The sequence below is a fragment of the Thermococcus sp. P6 genome (assembly GCF_002214525.1).
GTDB lineage: Archaea > Methanobacteriota_B > Thermococci > Thermococcales > Thermococcaceae > Thermococcus.
In genome coordinates this window covers 30,693-47,458 of record NZ_CP015104.1, presented here as the reverse complement: position 1 = coordinate 47,458, position 16,766 = coordinate 30,693, and the positions used below count along the sequence as shown (strand labels likewise).

At 56.3% G+C, this 16,766-nt stretch carries 14 protein-coding genes; 9 read left to right on the top strand and 5 right to left on the bottom strand.

Annotated elements, in window-relative coordinates:
* Nucleotides 1-30 precede the first annotated feature (30 nt).
* From A3L12_RS00240 to A3L12_RS00230, 3 genes are read left to right on the top strand one after another with little or no spacing between them, the layout of a single operon-like run.
* The gene (locus A3L12_RS00240) at nt 31-636 is read left to right on the top strand and encodes a DUF257 family protein (RefSeq protein WP_198300048.1); all 606 of its coding nucleotides are present in this window, start codon (nt 31-33) and stop codon (nt 634-636) included.
* Entirely contained in the window at nt 633-1,214 is a 582-nt protein-coding gene (locus A3L12_RS00235; protein ID WP_088881743.1) for a DUF257 family protein, read from the top strand. The genes A3L12_RS00240 and A3L12_RS00235 overlap by 4 nt, the downstream gene beginning before the upstream one ends.
* A gap of 25 nt (nt 1,215-1,239) precedes the next feature.
* A complete protein-coding gene (locus tag A3L12_RS00230) occupies nt 1,240-2,163 on the top strand; it encodes a TIGR00269 family protein (RefSeq protein WP_088881742.1) in 924 nt (307 codons plus the stop codon).
* A gap of 16 nt (nt 2,164-2,179) precedes the next feature.
* Here A3L12_RS00230 and A3L12_RS00225 read toward each other — a convergent pair whose 3' ends face one another.
* Complete coding sequence (locus A3L12_RS00225; RefSeq protein WP_088881741.1) at nt 2,180-4,129, bottom strand: alpha-amylase/4-alpha-glucanotransferase domain-containing protein; 1,950 nt, start codon at nt 4,127-4,129, stop codon at nt 2,180-2,182.
* Between the two features lie 120 nt (nt 4,130-4,249).
* Between A3L12_RS00225 and A3L12_RS00220 the strand changes: the two genes are divergently transcribed.
* Entirely contained in the window at nt 4,250-7,666 is a 3,417-nt protein-coding gene (locus A3L12_RS00220; RefSeq protein ID WP_088881740.1) for a CARDB domain-containing protein, read from the top strand.
* Between the two features lie 23 nt (nt 7,667-7,689).
* On the opposite strand, the gene A3L12_RS00215 is transcribed toward A3L12_RS00220, so the two are convergent.
* Nucleotides 7,690-8,337, bottom strand: a complete 648-nt coding sequence (locus A3L12_RS00215; protein ID WP_088881739.1) for a diacylglycerol/polyprenol kinase family protein — start codon at nt 8,335-8,337, stop codon at nt 7,690-7,692.
* Nucleotides 8,309-9,007, bottom strand: coding sequence for an HAD family hydrolase (locus A3L12_RS00210; RefSeq protein ID WP_088883175.1), 699 nt, complete (start codon nt 9,005-9,007; stop codon nt 8,309-8,311). The genes A3L12_RS00215 and A3L12_RS00210 overlap by 29 nt, the downstream gene beginning before the upstream one ends.
* A gap of 67 nt (nt 9,008-9,074) precedes the next feature.
* On the opposite strand from A3L12_RS00210, the gene A3L12_RS00205 reads away from it, so the two are divergent.
* From A3L12_RS00205 to A3L12_RS00185, 5 genes are all read left to right on the top strand, one after another.
* Nucleotides 9,075-9,320 carry a DUF131 domain-containing protein gene (locus A3L12_RS00205; protein WP_088881738.1) on the top strand — a complete coding sequence of 82 codons (246 nt, stop codon included), beginning with the start codon at nt 9,075-9,077 and terminating at the stop codon, nt 9,318-9,320.
* A gap of 1 nt (nt 9,321) precedes the next feature.
* The gene (locus A3L12_RS00200) at nt 9,322-10,497 is read left to right on the top strand and encodes a cation:proton antiporter (protein WP_088881737.1); all 1,176 of its coding nucleotides are present in this window, start codon (nt 9,322-9,324) and stop codon (nt 10,495-10,497) included.
* Nucleotides 10,498-10,528: 31 nt separating this feature from the next.
* Nucleotides 10,529-11,686: a tyrosine decarboxylase MfnA gene (gene mfnA / locus A3L12_RS00195; protein WP_088881736.1), complete on the top strand. Its 1,158-nt coding sequence runs from the start codon at nt 10,529-10,531 to the stop codon at nt 11,684-11,686.
* 232 nt (nt 11,687-11,918) lie between these two features.
* On the top strand, nt 11,919-13,052 hold the full coding sequence (locus A3L12_RS00190; protein WP_088881735.1) for a site-2 protease family protein: 1,134 nt from the start codon (nt 11,919-11,921) through the stop codon (nt 13,050-13,052).
* 29 nt (nt 13,053-13,081) lie between these two features.
* Nucleotides 13,082-14,053, top strand: a complete 972-nt coding sequence (locus tag A3L12_RS00185) for a TIGR00269 family protein (protein ID WP_088881734.1) — start codon at nt 13,082-13,084, stop codon at nt 14,051-14,053.
* A gap of 30 nt (nt 14,054-14,083) precedes the next feature.
* Here A3L12_RS00185 and A3L12_RS00180 read toward each other — a convergent pair whose 3' ends face one another.
* Together A3L12_RS00180 and pcp are read right to left on the bottom strand one after the other, a co-directional pair.
* Nucleotides 14,084-16,069 carry a DUF460 domain-containing protein gene (locus A3L12_RS00180; RefSeq protein WP_088881733.1) on the bottom strand — a complete coding sequence of 662 codons (1,986 nt, stop codon included), beginning with the start codon at nt 16,067-16,069 and terminating at the stop codon, nt 14,084-14,086.
* Between the two features lie 43 nt (nt 16,070-16,112).
* The gene (gene pcp / locus A3L12_RS00175; RefSeq protein ID WP_088881732.1) at nt 16,113-16,718 is read right to left on the bottom strand and encodes a pyroglutamyl-peptidase I; all 606 of its coding nucleotides are present in this window, start codon (nt 16,716-16,718) and stop codon (nt 16,113-16,115) included.
* Nucleotides 16,719-16,766: the final 48 nt, after the last annotated feature.

The window sequence follows — 16,766 nt, the reverse complement described above, 5'->3', positions numbered from 1 at the left end:
GCTATATAGGGCAAACGGGATAAGGCAAACTTGGGGGGAGCCATGGATACAATCAAAAGGCTACTTCCAATGAAAACTGGCAACGTTCTCGTGGAATACGGCTCAAGGGACCACCCTGAGAGGGTGTTCTACGATATACTCACCGGCTGGAGGAAGATGGGAATAACCCCGCTCGTGGTTGACGTATGGGATACGCTCCACATCTTCCTTCAGAACCTGAGGTTCTCGGGGATGGAGCTTGAGGTGGATGATGTTCCGGTGATAAAAGAAAGGGGAAGGATCAACAGCGGCATGGTGATCGGTAGAGTTGACGTGATAGAGGACTTTGAACGCCACATCGGTCTGTACTCAAGGGTGGCAAAGAAAGTGCCGGAGAGGAGCAGGGATCATACAATAGTACTTGGAGTGGAGAAGTTCTCGTTCACCTTCCTCGACGATCCACCGAAGGTAGAGAGGTACTTCGAGGTGGTACACAGACGATACCTGCCGCTCAGGAACTATATGGCTTTTCTGTTCCTGAACACGGACGTAGCCTCGGAATACCTCACGAAGAGATTCGAGCAGGACTCGGAGTACGTTCTCAGGGTTTCCGGTCGGGAGGTCAGCATTCTTAAATCCCCGGGGGTGGTCGAATGAAGTTTGGAGAGTACCTTCGGGGGATAGAGAAAGGCGAAAGCGTGCTCATAGAACACACCTCGCTTTCCAATCATCCCCTTCTCTTCCACACCATAGGCGAAACTTACGGATGGGAAAAGATACTGGTCGTGGACATTATAGACTCGCTCCTGCCCGTACTCGGGTGGCTCAACGCCGCGGGGCTTCAGGTGCCAATGAGCATCGCCAGAATAAAGGCCGGCGGTATCTCCAACTGGGGGAGGGTGGTCCTTGAGTTAAACCCCCACAAAGATCCGGGGATATTCCTGACCATATTCACTAAGAAACTGAAGGAGTACTACTCCGAAAACCCCGGGACGGTGACGGTGATACTGAACCCCGAGAGGGTTATCCCAATACAGGGCGGTGACAGACGCCTCATCCTGTCTCTGGCCAACCTTGCATCGGCCTTCCTTGGAAACCCGAACAGGAAAACCTTCTACTTTGTAAACAGGGAGATAGCCGACAGGAGCTATCTGGCATTGCTTGAGGAAACCTTTACGAGGGTTCTCGTTGTGGAGAACGACGGAAAGACCAGAATAGCAAAATCGCCCCGCTGAAGCGACTGTCTATGAGGGAACGGGAATGACGGTGAAGTGCAGGTTATGCGGGAGACCGGCTTTTATCAAGCTCCACTACCCAAGGACCTACCTGTGTCGGGAGCATTTTATCGAATACTTCGAGCGGAAGGTCCGGAGAACCATAGAGAGGTATAAGCTCCTCAAACCGGATGAGAGGGTCTTAGCTGTCGTGAGCGGGGGTAAGGACTCGGCCGTCACAGCTTACGTTCTCAAAAAACTCGGCTACGATATCGAATGCCTTCACATCAACCTCGGAATAGGGGAGTACTCGGAGAAGAGCGAGGAATACGCAAGGAAACAGTGCGAGGCCTTTGAGGTTCCCCTCCACGTCGTCCGGGTTAAGGAGCTTCTCGGTAAGGGAATCGGGGAAGTCAGAACCAGGAGGCCGGTCTGTTCCTACTGCGGGCTGACGAAGAGGTACATCTTCAACAAATTCGCCTACGACAACGGGTTCGATGCCGTCGCCACCGGCCACAACCTCGACGACGAGGCGAGCTTCATATTCGCCAGCCTGATGAACTGGAACACGGATTATCTAGCCAAGCAGGGGCCTGTAACACCCTCACAGTTCAATGGAAAGCTCGTAAAGAAGGTTAAACCCCTCTATGAACTAACTGAGCGGGAGATCGTGGCCTACGCTCTGGCGGAGGGGATAAAGTACCTCATGGATGAATGTCCTCATGCTGTGGGAGCCACCACCCTCAAGTACAAGAACATTCTGAACGCCATGGAGGAGGAAAGGCCCGGGACAAAGGTGAACTTCGTCAAGGGTTACCTCAGGAACAGGGACCTTTTCAGGGCCCGCCTCGACGAGAGGGAGCTCAGGGAATGTAAGGTCTGCGGAATGCCCTCCAACGGGGAGGTTTGCTCCTTCTGTCGCTTCTGGGGGCTTGAAAAACCGCTGGAGTTCAGGGTTAGAGAGGGTTAAGAACTAAAGATTAAAATCAGAGCTCCCTGAAGCGGAGCCTGAACTTTAGCTCGTTTTCAACCGGGAAGAGGATGGTGTAGCTGACGCCCTGCTGTATGAAGTCCCATCCCGACTCGCTCTGGCTCAGAGTCCTTACGGGGTACTTCCAGACGAGGGCTTCCCCCTCGAGTTCTATAGCAACCCTTCCGATGCCGTAGGGATCGTTGACCTCAAAGCGCTCCGCCCTGAACTCGCCGGGCTTTTCCATAACGCTGTGAACCGCGAGGTTCATCTCGACGCCGAAGAGAGCCTCATCGCTCCTTACGGTGTAGTCCACAACGAAGCCATCATCCTCCAGAGTGAAGGACTTCTCAACCCTCGCGGGCCTTCCGGAGACCCTTCCATCGCGCCATAGGCTTACGGAATCCCCCGAAACCCTGTAATCGTAGGGGGTGTTGATGAAGTCGCCGAGCTCGAGGTACCTCGCGAGACGGTACTCCTCCAACCCGGTCTCCGGATCGAGGAAGTGATCCTGAAGGATCGCCCTTAGATGGCTATCGTAAGCCAGCTCACGCCTTATCTCGTCCGGAATGCTCTTGCTGAACTCGTGGATGCTCGCAACTCCCTCCCCATCCTCTTCGGGGGCCCTGTCGGGGACGTCGTGGTAGTGTTCCCAGCGCCTCGCAATGACGTCGTTGTAGTTCACGGCCCTTCCCTTTGAGCTGAACTCGAAGAGGGCTCCACCGTAGGATGGCTTGAAGACGGCGTAAAAGCCTTCGTTCTCCAGAAAGACCTCATCGCGTCCGTCAAAATCCACGTCCCTGACGAAGTTCCCGGTGGAAACGAAGGTGTTGGCCCTTATGATGTTCTCCCACACGGCCCGTCTGAGGTGGGGCAGGTAAACGCCCCCGAAGACGCCGTGCCAGTAGGCATCGTTGCACTGGGCCCTTAGGATGTACCGTCTTGCCTCGGGGTTATCCCTAACGGCCTTGCTCACCATGAGCATCCTCTTGTGCATGTAGTTGCTCTCCGGATACTTGAAGAAGAAGTTCTTCCAGATGCCACCGCGGACGAAGACGCGGTACCTCTCGAACTCTCCCCTCTCCTTCAGTTTATCCACGAATTCGACGAAGAGCTTTGCCTGCCTTGCCGGGAGGCTCCACTCGCTCATCTCGAAGTAGGAAGCTATGGGAAGGTAAACCAATCCCCTCGGCTTGAAGCGGTTGAGGTATTCGGAGTAGAGCGTAACGTTTATCCTCTCATCGCTCGAGATCCTGTCGAAGAACTCCCTGAGCCAGCCCTTCTCGTAAACCCACTCGTAGGTTCCCGGCCAGACCCCGAACTTCTCGCCGTCGTCATGGAAAACCGCCACCTTGCTCTCGTCCTCATCGTCGAGGGAATGGAGGTACTCAACGGTCTTCTCGACCGGCCTGAAGGGTATCAGGTACCTCAACTTCTCGTCTATCGGGAAGACGGTTATTACCTCCCCACCGTCCTCCGTGTAATAGGGCCAGAAAAGTTCCTCCTTGCTCAGGCCCGCGCTCATGAAGTGGTAGTCGTCAACGATAACGTAATCTATCCCTGCTTCCCTGAGGGATTTAACCAGTTCGGGCTGCCATACCCTCTCGGTGAGCCAGACGCCCCTCGCTTCGTAGCCAAGCTTTTTGGCGTACTCCCTGAGGAGCCTTATCTGTTCCACCCTGTCCTCCTTTGGAATGGCCGCCAGAACGGGCTCGTAAAAGCCAGCGACCACTATCTCGAGCTGGCCCCTCCTCACGAGGGATCTTATCAGATCTATGTAATCCGGCTTATTTTCATTCAGCCACTCCAGAAGGGGTCCGCTCGTGTGAAGGGCCACCTTCATGTTCGGATACTCCTCCAGCGTCTCCATGAAGGGCCCATAGGAACGCCTGTAGGCATCTTCCAGCACCCAGCCGAAGTTACCGAGGGGCTGATGGTTGTGGACACCGAATATGAAGTTCACCATGAGACCACCTCCGTTATCACTACCGGTGATATGATAGGAAAAGCATATAAACCTTTTTGCCCATGTAGTCACCAGCGGTGATTATAGTCTTAGGACGTACACCAGTGGAGGTGTGTAGGGATGAAAAAGGAGTCTGCGTTGGTGTTGATGGCCCTTCTCCTGTTTGGTGTTGTGCCGGCCGGCCATCTTGCAAGTGCCATGTACGGGACCAAGATAGTGGACGGAAGTCTGAACGACTGGACGGCCTCGGATCTGATAGCCACCGGTAAGGATACCGGTCTGGCTGGAGCGAACCTCGATAGGATGTACGTTTCGTGGGACGACCAGTACCTCTACATCGCAATAAAAACGAACAATACAGGAAGCTGGGATGTGGCTTACGGAATTGGAATAGACGTTGATCCCGGAACCGGGAACGGTTATACCGGAAGCGGCGATTCATGGGGAAGGAAGGTAAACTTCTCCAACGGCTTTGCCCCTGATTACGAGATTTACTTCTGGTGGGGCTGGGACAGCGGATTGAGTGCGGACAACTTCAACACGTGGACTGGAAGCGGCTGGACCTACGGAAGCATTGCAGACGCGGGTGGAAGTTTTGCCTACACGGGCGACAACTCAACGGGCCTTCAGACGGTGGAGATAAAAATACCGTGGAGCGCCCTCGGAGGCAAGCCTGAAAAAGTGGCGGTAATGGCCTGGGTGGCTGGAGGCGATGGTTCTTCTGCGGTTGATTCCCTGCCCGTTGATCCGGCCATAGACTACAATAACATCGGAGGAGAATGGACGGACCAGGACGTGTTCACCAGCATGGCCCTGGTCTCGGTGGCTCCCAAGACCATAGACGGCAACCTCGACGACTGGAGTGAATCCGATGTAATGGTTACCGGTCGGGATAATGGACAGGTCGGAGCGAACCTTGATAGGATGTACGTTTCGTGGGACGACCAGTACCTCTACATCGCAATAAAAACGAACAATACAGGAAGCTGGGATGTAGCTTACGGAATTGGAATAGACGTTGACCCCGGAACGGGGAACGGTTACACTGGAAACAGCGATTCATGGGGAAGGAGCGTCAGCTTCTCCAACGGCTTTGCCCCCGATTACGAGATTTACTTCTGGTGGGGCTGGGACAGCGGAATGGGCACGGACAACTTCAACACGTGGACTGGAAGCGGCTGGACCTACGGAAGCATCGCGGACGCGGGCGGAAGCTTTGCCTACACGGGCAACACCTCAACGGGCCTCCAGACGGTGGAGATAAAAATACCGTGGAGCGCCCTCGGAGGCAAGCACTCCAGGTTTGCGATCATGTCATGGATAACCGGATCTGGTGGTTCTGCGGTTGATTCCCTGCCCGTAGATCCGGCCATAGACTACAATAACATCGGAGGAGAATGGGGAGACCAAGACGTATTCACCAACATGCTCACCTGCGAGTGGTTCCTCATGGCCGATCTAACGGTGAGCGTGAGCGGACCGGGCGTTGTGGGCCTCAACAGGACCGCGGTCTACAACGTTACCGTCAAAAACGAGGGTTCCCTTCCAGCGATCAACGCGAGCGTTAGGGTTTACATCAACAACACCCTCTACACCAACTGGACAACCGACCTCAACCCGGGAGAGAGCAAAGGGTTCACCTTCAGCTGGATCCCAAACGCCACCGGAACCTATACGATACGGGCCGTTGTTGACGAGGATAACCTCATACCCGAGGCCAGTGAGAGCAACAACGAGTTCACCACAAACGTAAACGTGGTATGGGTGGGGAACATAGATGTGGACGGAAACCCGGAGGACTGGCCCGCGGTCACCCTTGATCCGGATTCATACACCGTCCAAGACGGGTTCTTCATATGGAGCGACGCCCCCAACGACCAGAGGCACGACAAAGACCAGTACCTGCCGGGCGGAACATCATCCCACGCCGACCTAACGGAGGTTGGGGTGACCAAGGACGACCGCTACGTCTACTTCCTCTTCAGGTTCGCCAACATGAGCAACATAAAGATCGGCGACAACGGTGCAACCTTCATAGCCGTCCCGATAGACTACAAGGAGGGAGGGGCGACCCCGTTCGCCGGCGAGATGGACACCGATGGGGTCATCCAGTGGGACGTCCAGATGGCCGTGAACCTCGGAGGAGATCAGTACACCGGACAGACGTCAGCGGTTGCCCCCGCCGGAACGGGCAAGAAATCCCTGCTGTACTTCGTGGATCCCGACGGGAACATGATTACGGTAAATGACGCGACGGTGGGCGTTGACCTGACGAAGAACACCGTCGAAGTGAGGGTTCCGCTGAGCCTCTTCGAAGGGGCCAGGGAGTTCACCTTCCAGGTGGGAACCGGCTTCAGCTACGGCGAAGGGGTATGGAACTTCGGAAACGACTTTGCCAACGACGGCATAAGCGACATGGTTGACACGATAAGCAAGGAGGAGAACACCACGAAGGAGCTGACGGACAACATCCCCGATTACTACGTCAAGATCAGAATGAACAACATCGTTGAAGGTGCGAGCCTGCTAAGCGCCAGGATACAGAGGATCATAAGCTACCAGAACTCCTTCATAGTGTTCAACAAGTACTACGGAACCAATTACTTCCAGATTTACTACGAGCGCTACAGCGACCTAATGGAGCAGCTCCAGAGCATGCCCCTGAGCGATGAAATGAATGAGAAACTCCAGAAGCTCGAAAACAGTGTTATGGACCTCCTGAAGGTCTACAACGAAGGCAAAACGCTCATAGACAGCCCCAACTACGCACTGGTTGGCTCCCTCAAGATATACGGGGCGTACACCGGAATGAAAAAGATAGTGGGCCAGATGGAGGCGATGCTGAAAGAGGTCCAGGGCGAAAACTTCGAGAGGAAGAAGCACATGGAGGAGCTCGCCAAGAACCTGACCAAGACCATAGACGGCAACCTCGACGACTGGAACGTCCAGCCGGTAGCGGTGGATGAAAGCCACTACGGACAGGACGGTGCCAACCTCAAGGCCCTCTACGTTGACTACGACGACCAGTTCCTCTACATAGCCCTCACCACCGAAAACAAGGCCTCATGGAGGGTTGCCTACGGTATAGCCCTCGACTACAAAGAAGGAGGCTACACAACGGGCACCGACGCATGGGGCAGGAAGGTGAGCTTCACCGGTGGAGTTGACGCTGAGCTCTACTTCTTCTGGAACGGTGAGTTCTTCGGGGACAAGGGAACGAGCAACATAACCAGTGCACAGCTCATTCTCTGGGACGGAAGCGCCTGGAATTACGAGGAGCTCAAGTGGACGGGATTCTACGCCTACACCGGTGGTGCTGAGAACGGCCTCCAGACGCTCGAGATAGCCATTCCATGGAGCGCCCTCGAAGGAAAGCCGGAGAAGGTGAACGTGGTCGCCTACGTGACCGGACAGGGTGGCGGAGATTCCGCGGTTGATTCCCTGCCGCTTCAGGAGGCCGTTAAGGACAAGGCACCCGGAGACGAGTGGGGCGATGCGGACACCTTCACGGAGTTCGCCACGGTTACCATAGAGTGATTCTTTTCCCTTTTCTTCCCCCTTTAAAACAGGCTCAGAAGGTAGAGGATTAGGGCAATCGCCAGCTGGTTGGAGAAGTTGTCGTCGAGCTGATCTCCGGGATCTCTCCCGGGGGGAAAACCGTAGAACTCCACGAGGGTCCCGACGAGGGACCCGAAAAGGGCTGAAAATGGATCCATGAGGAGCCAGAGAACGAGAAAGCCGGAGATGAAGTAGGAGAGACTCCCCTCGAGGCTCTTACCGTTGGGGAACCTGTGCCTGCCAAAGGATCTTCCTATTATGGCAGCCAGAGCGTCCCCTACCGTTGCGACGGTGATCGCCCCCACCGCTATCTCCCTGGGGAAGAAGTAAACCACTATGAAGGCGGCGAAGGTGAAGTAGATGTGAGCCGCCACGCGGTTCCGTTCATGCTTCCGGGTTATCTCGTCTATCTGCCTCTCCAGATTTTCAACCCGTCCGAGAAGGGCCCCGTCAACGTGTACCCTGAGCCTTCTTTTGATTCTGTCCCTCATCTCCTCGATTATCCTGAAGGGTTCGAGGGCCACGAAGAGGAAAAAAGCCGTGCCGACGATCGTCAGGGTAAGCGCTCTGCCGAAGAGGAGATAAGATAGGGGAACGAGGAGGCCCGAGAGATGAAGAGATTTACGCTTCAGCTCGATTTTTATGCTCACGCTCGATCACCTCCAGAGCCTCCCTGAGGTCCTTCACCACGTAGTCGGCGTGCTTCGCGAGCCTTCCCTTGAAGTAACCCCTGCTCACGAGTATCGTCGTGGCACCTATCCCCTTCCCGCCCCTCATGTCTGTATCGTCCCGATCCCCGACAACGTAAACCTCGCTTTCTCCCGGAAAGAGTCGCCTCGCAAGGCGGAAGTTGTGGGGCTCAAGCTTGCTGTAACCGGTTTCCCCGCTGATTATCAGGGCATCGAAGTAGTCCTTTATGCCGAGGTATTCAAGCTTTTTCCTCTGCCATCTGGTGGAGGAGTCCGTTACAAGGACCACCCGTGCGTTCATCCTCCTCAACCCCTCGAGGAAAGGGATGGCGTCCGGAAACAGCCTGAGGTTGGAGAAGAAGACCCCATCCACGAGCCTCTCCATCTCCTCAAGCTCCTCCCGGGGAACCCGGGAATAGACCTTTTCCATGACCCTCTCGATGATCCTGTCCAGATCCAGAATATGGAGCTCCTTCGACTGCTCCAGCTCGCGGTAGCGGGCGGTGAGTATGTAGAGGAATGCCCTGAACTTACGCCTCCTCAGCAGGAAGGGGATGAGGCGGAGCACGGCGTACCTGCTGGCATCCCACGTGTTGCACAGGGTATCATCGAGGTCAACGAGCACCAGCATGTATTCCACTTCCCCCACCGAATTTAAACGTTAAGTTTTAAAAAGGGATTGGGGAAAAATCCGGTGTATGGACAGGGGAACCCTCCTCGTGATGGCCGGCTTTGGAATGATACTCCTCGGCTTCCTGCTGGTGTTCATAGGAACTGTGATATCCAGCCTCGGTGATGGGGAGGTGGAGGGCGGAGGGGTGATAATGATAGGCCCGATACCGATAATCTTCGGAAGGGGGAGGGGTGCAAGCGTTGCAGCGGTGCTCGCTATAATCCTCATGGCCCTCTGGATAATAGGCTTTCTGCTGACGAGGAGGGGATGAAGTGGAGTTCCTGCCATCGCTGGCCGTTCTCCTCGTGACGGCCAAGAGCATTGAATGGCTCTTCGAGAAGCTGGACATCCACCCCATAGTGGCCCACGTCCTCACGGGCATAATTCTGGGACCGTTCCTGCTCGGCCTTGTAGAACCCACCGATGAACTCCGGGTTCTGGCCGATTTCGGGCTGATAATGATGATGCTGTACATGGGACTGACGAGCAACTTCTCGGCCATAGCCCACAACACCGTGAAAGCCCTGATCGTGGCGAGCCTGGGAGTTGCGTTCTCCTTCGCGCTGGGCTTTCTGACGGTGCTCTACTTTAGCGGGAGCATCACCGCGGCGATATTCGTGGGAGTGGCCCTCGGCAACACGGCAATAGAGGTAACGAGCGGCGTTCTGGCGAGGGAGCACGTTACCGGGGAGATCTCGTCCATCCTCATGGGCGCGGCCTTTGCCGACGACATAATGGCGGTCTACCTCATAGGAATAGTAACCGCACTCGCCGGCGGAGGACTCAGCGCTTCCTCCCTGGGAATCCTGACGGTTAAGATATTCGCCTTCATAGGGACCGTCCTCATCGCCTCGGAATACCTGCTCAAGAGGGCGAAGTGGTTCAATTCGGTCTTCAGGAACCTCAACGTGTTCTTCACGTTCACCCTCATCCTTACCTTCTCGCTCTCCATAATAGCGCAGTGGGTCGGCCTCAACCAGATAATAGGGGCCTATCTGGCAGGCCTTATGATAAGTCGCCTGAAGGAGAAGAGAGACCCGCTCGTGATCCCGAGGATAAAACTGAACGCGCTTATCGGGAACCTTCAGGTGGTCCTGACCGAGTTCTTCATCCCCCTTTTCTTCATCTACGTTGGACTGATGTTCAACCCACCGGTAAGGGACCTTAGTCCCATGCTCATCGGGGTGCTCTACCTTTCGGCCGTGGCCGGAAAACTCATCGGATGCGGTCTGGGTAGCAGGCTCTCCGGCCTTGACTGGAGGAACTCCATACTCATCGGCATAGGAATGGGTGGAAGGGGAAGCCTGGAGCTGGCCATACTGACCTTTGGGCTCAATGCCGGGCTCATAGATCAGGTTCTCTTCGCCGGTTTCATAGCGGTGTCGATGCTCACAGCGCTGACGACCCCGGTTTTCTTTAAGAAGTACCTCGAAAGGATAAGGACTTAAACCTCCTGTGGAAAGAAGGGACGGTGGGAGAATGTTCCCGAGAAAAGGAGCGAGCGAACGAGAAGTTCTGGAGGAGCTTGAGAAAAAAACATCTCAGGATCTGACCTTCGATTCCGGCAGGATACTCGGCTCGATGTGCACCCAGCCGCATCCCCTCGCGATCGAGGTCGTGAGGAGGTACATAGACCGGAACCTCGGCGACCCGGGTTTGCACGTCGGAAGCAGAAAGATCGAGGAAGAGGTCATTGAAATGCTCTCGAACCTTCTGGGGCTGGAAAAGGGCTACGGACACGTGGTTTCGGGGGGTACCGAAGCCAACATTCTGGCGGTGAGGGCCTTCAGGAACCTGAGTGATGTGGAGAAACCCGAGCTTATAATCCCCGAGAGTGCCCACTTCTCCTTCCTGAAGGCCGGCGAGATGCTCGGGGTAAGGCTCGTCCGGGCGAGGTTGAAGGAGGATTATTCGGTCGATGTTAAGGACGTCGAGAACAGGATCAGCGAGGACACGATAGGAATAGTTGGAATAGCAGGAACGACAGGCCTCGGCGTCGTGGATGATATTCCATCGCTGAGCGATCTGGCCCTCGATTACGGCCTGCCTCTCCACGTGGACGCGGCCTTCGGTGGTTTCGTGATACCCTTCGCAAAGGAGCTCGGATACGACCTTCCGGACTTTGACTTCAGGCTCAGGGGGGTTATGAGCGTGACGATAGACCCCCACAAGATGGGCATGGTTCCCATCCCCGCCGGCGGGATAATCTTCAGGGAGAAAAAGTTCCTCGAGGCCATAAGCGTCCCGGCACCTTACCTCGCGGGGGGAAAGGTGTGGCAGGCGACCATAACCGGAACCCGGCCCGGCGCGAACACCCTGGCCGTGTGGGCCATGATAAAGCACCTCGGGTTCGAAGGTTACAGGGAGATCGTGAAGACCGCCATGGAGCTGAGCAGGTGGTTTGCCGGCGAGCTAAAGAGGATTCCCGGCGTTTACCTGATCCGGGAACCTGTGCTCAACATCGTCTCGTTCGGAACGCCGAACCTTGAGGAAGTCGAGGAAAAGCTGAAGGAGAGGGGGTGGGGCATAAGCGCACACAGGGGCTACATAAGGATAGTCATAATGCCCCACGTCAGGAGGGAGCATCTGGAGGAGTTTTTGAGGGACCTACGCTCGGCGTTACTGGAAAAAGGGTAAAGGCGGTCAGTCCGTCACTCCATCATCACGAGCCTCAGACAAGGCTGAAATCATCATCCCAAAAAAGGTTTTGGATGGGCCTTAAAAGGGTTGCTCAGCGATCACCTTTCCATCCTCATCGGTCGGTTCGCCCATCACTCATCATCGCATGGGAAGTTCTCCCGGGGACTTAAAACGGTTGCCCCGATTACTTTTTAAACTCACCCTTGGAAAGCTTCATCAGGTGGCCAAAATGAACGGCACGCTCACTCAGATAATCATCGGCATCACTGCCTTCTGGATCGTTCTGTATGGTCTCTTCGGAAGGAGAGGAGAGAGGGAAGAGGGCCTCACGGTTGAGATGTTCATCGCGATGTGGAGGACCAAAAGACTGCTCGGCCTTATAGATTCCATAGCCAGAAGGTCCCGGCGCTTCTGGAGAGCCTACGCCGATGCGGGCATAGCGGTCGGCTTTGCTGGCATGGCCTACGTCTTCTACGCCCTGCTGAAGACGGCCATAAAAACGGTTCAAAGCCACGGAGGGCAGGCCGGAGTCCAGCTCGTTATCCCGGGGGTTACGATACCCCTCTGGTACGGCCTCATTGGGCTCGTGGTCGTTATGGTGGTCCACGAACTGAGCCACGGAATAGTGGCCCGGGCCGACGATCTGCCCCTTAAGTCCGTGGGGCTGGTTCTTCTGGCCGTCATCCCCGGTGCCTTCGTGGAGCCGGACGAGGAGGCGCTCGAAAGGGCCCCCCTACGCTCGAGACTCCGGGTTTACGGTGCGGGATCCATGGCGAACATCGTGACGGCCTTTCTGACGCTCATCCTCATAAACCTGGCTATAGCGCCCGTCCTTCAGCCTTCCGGAGTTCTCGTCTCGGGGGTCGTTGAGGACGGACCCGCCTTCGGCGTGCTTCAAAAGGGGGACGTGATAACGGCCATTAACGGGGAGCGGATACCGGACATGGAGAAGTTCATGAACTTCATGAACACCACGAAGCCCGGGCAGGTGGTCACCCTCACGATACTAAGGGACGGGAAGGAGCTGAACGTCAACCTGAAACTCGGCGCCCATCCCGACGATCCGGAAAAGGGCTACATCGGGGTGTATCCGACTCAGAACGTTACATCAAAGGTTGGCCACGAGAGCGTAATCCTACCCCTGTTCTTTGCCCTCTACTGGATATACGTACTCAACCTCGGGATAGGGCTGATGAACCTCTTTCCGCTGGTTCCCCTCGACGGAGGCAGGATGCTCGATGACGTTGTCAGGGCCTACCTCCCCCGGAGATTGGCCGATCCGGTCAGGTACCTCACCATAGGGATCGGGCTGTTCCTGCTCGGCCTCAACCTCTGGCCGGCACTGGCGGGCCTCGCCGGTTAGTTCAAGGTTCTTCTCAGGCTGGTGGGAGTATGAAGTGCTCGAAGTGCAACGGCAGGGCCGTCTACCACGCGCGTTACAGCGGAAGGTATTACTGCAGGAGACACTTCAACGAGATGATCGAGAGGAAGTTCAGGAAGACCGTGAAGAAGCACAACCTCATCGAGCGGGGCGAGAGGATAGCCGTCGGGGTTTCGGGGGGCAAAGACAGCGTGGTTCTTATGCACCTGCTCGCCAAACTTAGGGAGAGGTTTCCCTTCGAGCTCGTTGCGATAACCATCGATGAGGGGATAGCCGGTTACAGGCCCAAAAGCGTCGAGGTGGCAAAGAGAAACGCGGAGAGACTTGGAATAGAGCACAGGGTGTATTCCTTCAAGGAGTACATCGGCTTCTCCCTCGATGAGACCGTCGAGATCATGGGGAGCTTTGAGAAGGGCGAGAGGGTTGGGGCCTGCTCCTACTGTGGCGTATGGAGGCGCTGGCTCCTCAACTACGCCGCTAAGGATGTCGGGGCGGATAAGCTGGCGGTCGGGCACAACCTCGACGATGAGGTTCAGATGTTCCTGATGAACATCCTCAGGGGGGACATAGCCCGGCTCGGAAGGACGGGGCCCTATTACGAGGAGATACACCCAGAACTCGTCCCCAGAATAAAGCCGCTCCGCGAGATCCCCGAGAAGGAGATAGTGCTCTACGCCACGTTAAACGGCATAGAGGTGGATCTGAGCGAGTGTCCGTACGCGGTAGAAGCGTTTAGGGCCGAGATAAGGGACTGGATAAACGAGATGGAGGAGAAGCATCCGGGCACGAAGTACCAGATCCTGAGGAGTTACGACAGGCTGTTCCCGCTGATAGCCCGGACCTACACGAAGAAGACGAGCGAGCTGAACCGCTGTAAGATATGTGGCCAGCCGACGACGGGTGAGATCTGCAAGGCCTGTTCCTTCAGGCTTCAGGTTCAGAAAAGGGCAAGGGAGAGGGGCCTGACCTTCAGGGTTGAATAGGGTTCAGGGGACTTCCGGACGGCCATCGTCTCACCTGCGTTCCTCCTCCGCCTTTCTCCTCAGCTCCCTGACGCGTTCGAGCCGGTATTCCTCGACCAGCTGAAGGATCCTCTCAGCTTCCCTCTCCCTGTCCTCTTCCTCCCATCTGGAAAGGAGTTCCTCAATGGCCCTCTCGAGCGTTTCCCTCTCCACCACCGCAAACTCATCCACCCGCTTAACGTTGAGTTCTTCGCCGGTAAAGAAGGGAACGTGGGCCTCCCTGAGAACCTCCACGACTTCCCCTGGCAGGGGTTTCTCGGTTATCAACGCCCGGATACCCTTCTCGACGAGCTCCTCGGCCATTCCCCTTCCTGCTCCTGCCGGGTTGATAACGTACAGCACATCTCCCCGCCTGATGCCCACTTCCCGTTCTATCCTTTCGAGTTCCCTCCAGCTCAGGATCCTGAGGACCTTAAGCGGAACCGCGGACCCCCTCACCTCAACCACGTTCATTCTCTTCACCGTGGTTAGGTGCCTGCTCAGGCGCTCTATTACCTCACGGGCCTCGCGGAGCTGTTTTTCAAGCAGGTCTATACGCTTGACCTTCGCCTCGAGCTCCCTCTCGCGGAGAACCTTTTTCCTGACTTCTTCATCGTAATCCGCTATCCTCCTCTCGAGCCTGCCGATGGTCTTTCTCTGCTCCCGGATTATGCCCTTAAGCTCGGCGTTTTCCCTTTCGAGAAGCTCTATCTTCCTCTCCAGCTCGCGGATTTTCCTGACGTAGGGTCTCACGTCCACTTCCGGCTTCCCTTCAGGTTCCTCCTCCGCGGGCCTTTCACGGAGCGTGACCCTCTGCATGGCCTCGCCGAGGTTGTAGCCCTGAAGGACCAGAGCCTTAACCTCTTCGGACTTACCCTCAAGGCCCCTCTCGTGAAGTCTGGCATCGATGTGCTCGAGCTTCGGTTTCAGCCGCAGGTATGCCTTGTAGGCCGCGGCCAGTGCATCGCGCTGGTGATCATCGTCAACCCTTACCCCAAGGTTCCTCAGGAGTTCTTTCTTCTCTTCAACCCGGAGGCTCTCGGGGGGAACGAAGAGGGAAGCCTTGAAGGATCGGGCGATCTTCTCAACGAAGCCCGGGGCCGGGTTCACGTCGGTGGCCACGATAAGCGGATGCCCGACGTCGCTTATGAACCTGAAGACCTCGCCCACGGGCATGTTCCTCTCGCTGTGAAGGGCAACGATACGGCCGTTGAGATCTATCGCGGCTATTCCAACGGTTATCCCGGGGTCTATACCGACTATGATGCTCTTTCTCCTGCGTATCGCCTCCTCCCCCCTGAGCGGGGCGAAGCCAAGCTCCGATCTCTCCACGGGATATATCCTGACCTCAACGTCTCCCCCCCTCATGGGTTTTATGAGCCCGGCGATCTCCTCCCTCCCGGCGTACACCCTGAACTCACCCCGGGCCAGACCGTAATCCTTCTCCTTGACCTCCAGATCAAAGGGTATCCCGGCCCTTCTGAGCCTCTCGCTTATATCCCTCACCTTATCCCTGACGAGGTTGTGAACGCGCTTCCTGTAGCGGTCCTGACTCCAGCCGCCCTTCCCGTGGCTCCTGCCCCTCGTGACCTTCACCCTCACCTCGTCCTCGAAGGCGAGAACCTCGTAACCAACCCCCCTGCTCGCGAGAAGGGCCGAAAGCTTCGCCTCCTCGTAAGGATCGAACCTGTCGGTAACCGTTATCCCGTGCTCCCTCGCGAGACTCTGAAGGGTTCTCCCCTCACCCGGCCTGCCGGTCACCTGAACGAGCTTCGTCCCAGCCGGTAACGATCTAAGAAACTTCCTCAGGTCCTGCCCCAGTTCGGTGATGCTGTCCATGGCCACTACGTCCGGCCTTTTGGACTGGATGAAGCGCATGAGTCGATAGAGGGTGAACTCCCCCTTCTTTTCAAGCCGGCCGTTGAACCAGCTCACGACGGCAAACCTCTTGGGGTTCTCACCTATTATATCCACGCCAAGTATCAGAATAGGCCTCACCCTGAGGGCTTCTATAAGGGGCTTCGGAGGGGGTTTAAAAAGATTACCGGACCATCAGCGAAGTTCTAACGGCGACCTCAATGGCCTTCCTTATCGTCTCAAGGCTCATGGAGGGTTTCGCCTTTTCAAGGACCTGCCCGTGGCTGAAGGGGACGTGAACGAAACCTGCCCTCGTTTCCATTCCCGCAACGGCTATCGTGTGGAGCGCCGTGAACATCGCGGCGTTGCAGACGTAGGTTCCGGCGGTGTTGGAAACCCCTGCCGGGATTCCTGCCTTTCTCAGAGCATCCACGATGGCCTTTACCGGAAGCGTTGAAAAGTAAGCTGCCGGGGCACCCTCAAACACCGGTTCGTCCTCCGGGGCAAAGCCCTCGTTGTCAGGGGTCCTGCTGTCCATAACGTTAATCGCAACCCTCTCCACCGTCACGTTGGGCCTCCCTCCGGCCTGTCCGGTCAGCACCACAACATCCGGCTTTTCCTCCACGATCAACCTCGGGAGAACCCTCCGAACGCCCCTGAAGGTAACCGGGAGCCTGCGCTTTATCAACCGGGCACCCTCTACTTCCTCCGGGAGGTCTTTCAGGGCTTCCCACGAGGGGTTTATCCTCTCGCCTCCAAAGGGCTCGAAGCCTGTTACGAGGACCTTCATAACACCACCGGAAAGGTTAGGTTTTTAGGTTTTAAAACCCACCCCTCC

Excerpts from the sequence above, each read along its gene's own strand:
- A3L12_RS00205 (WP_088881738.1), top strand. The coding sequence starts at position 9,075 with ATGGACAGGGGAACCCTCCTCGTGATGGCCGGCTTTGGAATGATACTC.
- A3L12_RS00210 (WP_088883175.1), bottom strand. The coding sequence starts at position 9,007 with ATGCTGGTGCTCGTTGACCTCGATGATACCCTGTGCAACACGTGGGAT.
- A3L12_RS00220 (WP_088881740.1), top strand. The coding sequence starts at position 4,250 with ATGAAAAAGGAGTCTGCGTTGGTGTTGATGGCCCTTCTCCTGTTTGGT.
- A3L12_RS00230 (WP_088881742.1), top strand. The coding sequence starts at position 1,240 with ATGACGGTGAAGTGCAGGTTATGCGGGAGACCGGCTTTTATCAAGCTC.
- mfnA (WP_088881736.1), top strand. The coding sequence starts at position 10,529 with ATGTTCCCGAGAAAAGGAGCGAGCGAACGAGAAGTTCTGGAGGAGCTT.
- A3L12_RS00185 (WP_088881734.1), top strand. The coding sequence starts at position 13,082 with ATGAAGTGCTCGAAGTGCAACGGCAGGGCCGTCTACCACGCGCGTTAC.
- A3L12_RS00190 (WP_088881735.1), top strand. The coding sequence starts at position 11,919 with ATGAACGGCACGCTCACTCAGATAATCATCGGCATCACTGCCTTCTGG.
- pcp (WP_088881732.1), bottom strand. The coding sequence starts at position 16,718 with ATGAAGGTCCTCGTAACAGGCTTCGAGCCCTTTGGAGGCGAGAGGATA.
- A3L12_RS00235 (WP_088881743.1), top strand. The coding sequence starts at position 633 with ATGAAGTTTGGAGAGTACCTTCGGGGGATAGAGAAAGGCGAAAGCGTG.
- A3L12_RS00225 (WP_088881741.1), bottom strand. The coding sequence starts at position 4,129 with ATGGTGAACTTCATATTCGGTGTCCACAACCATCAGCCCCTCGGTAAC.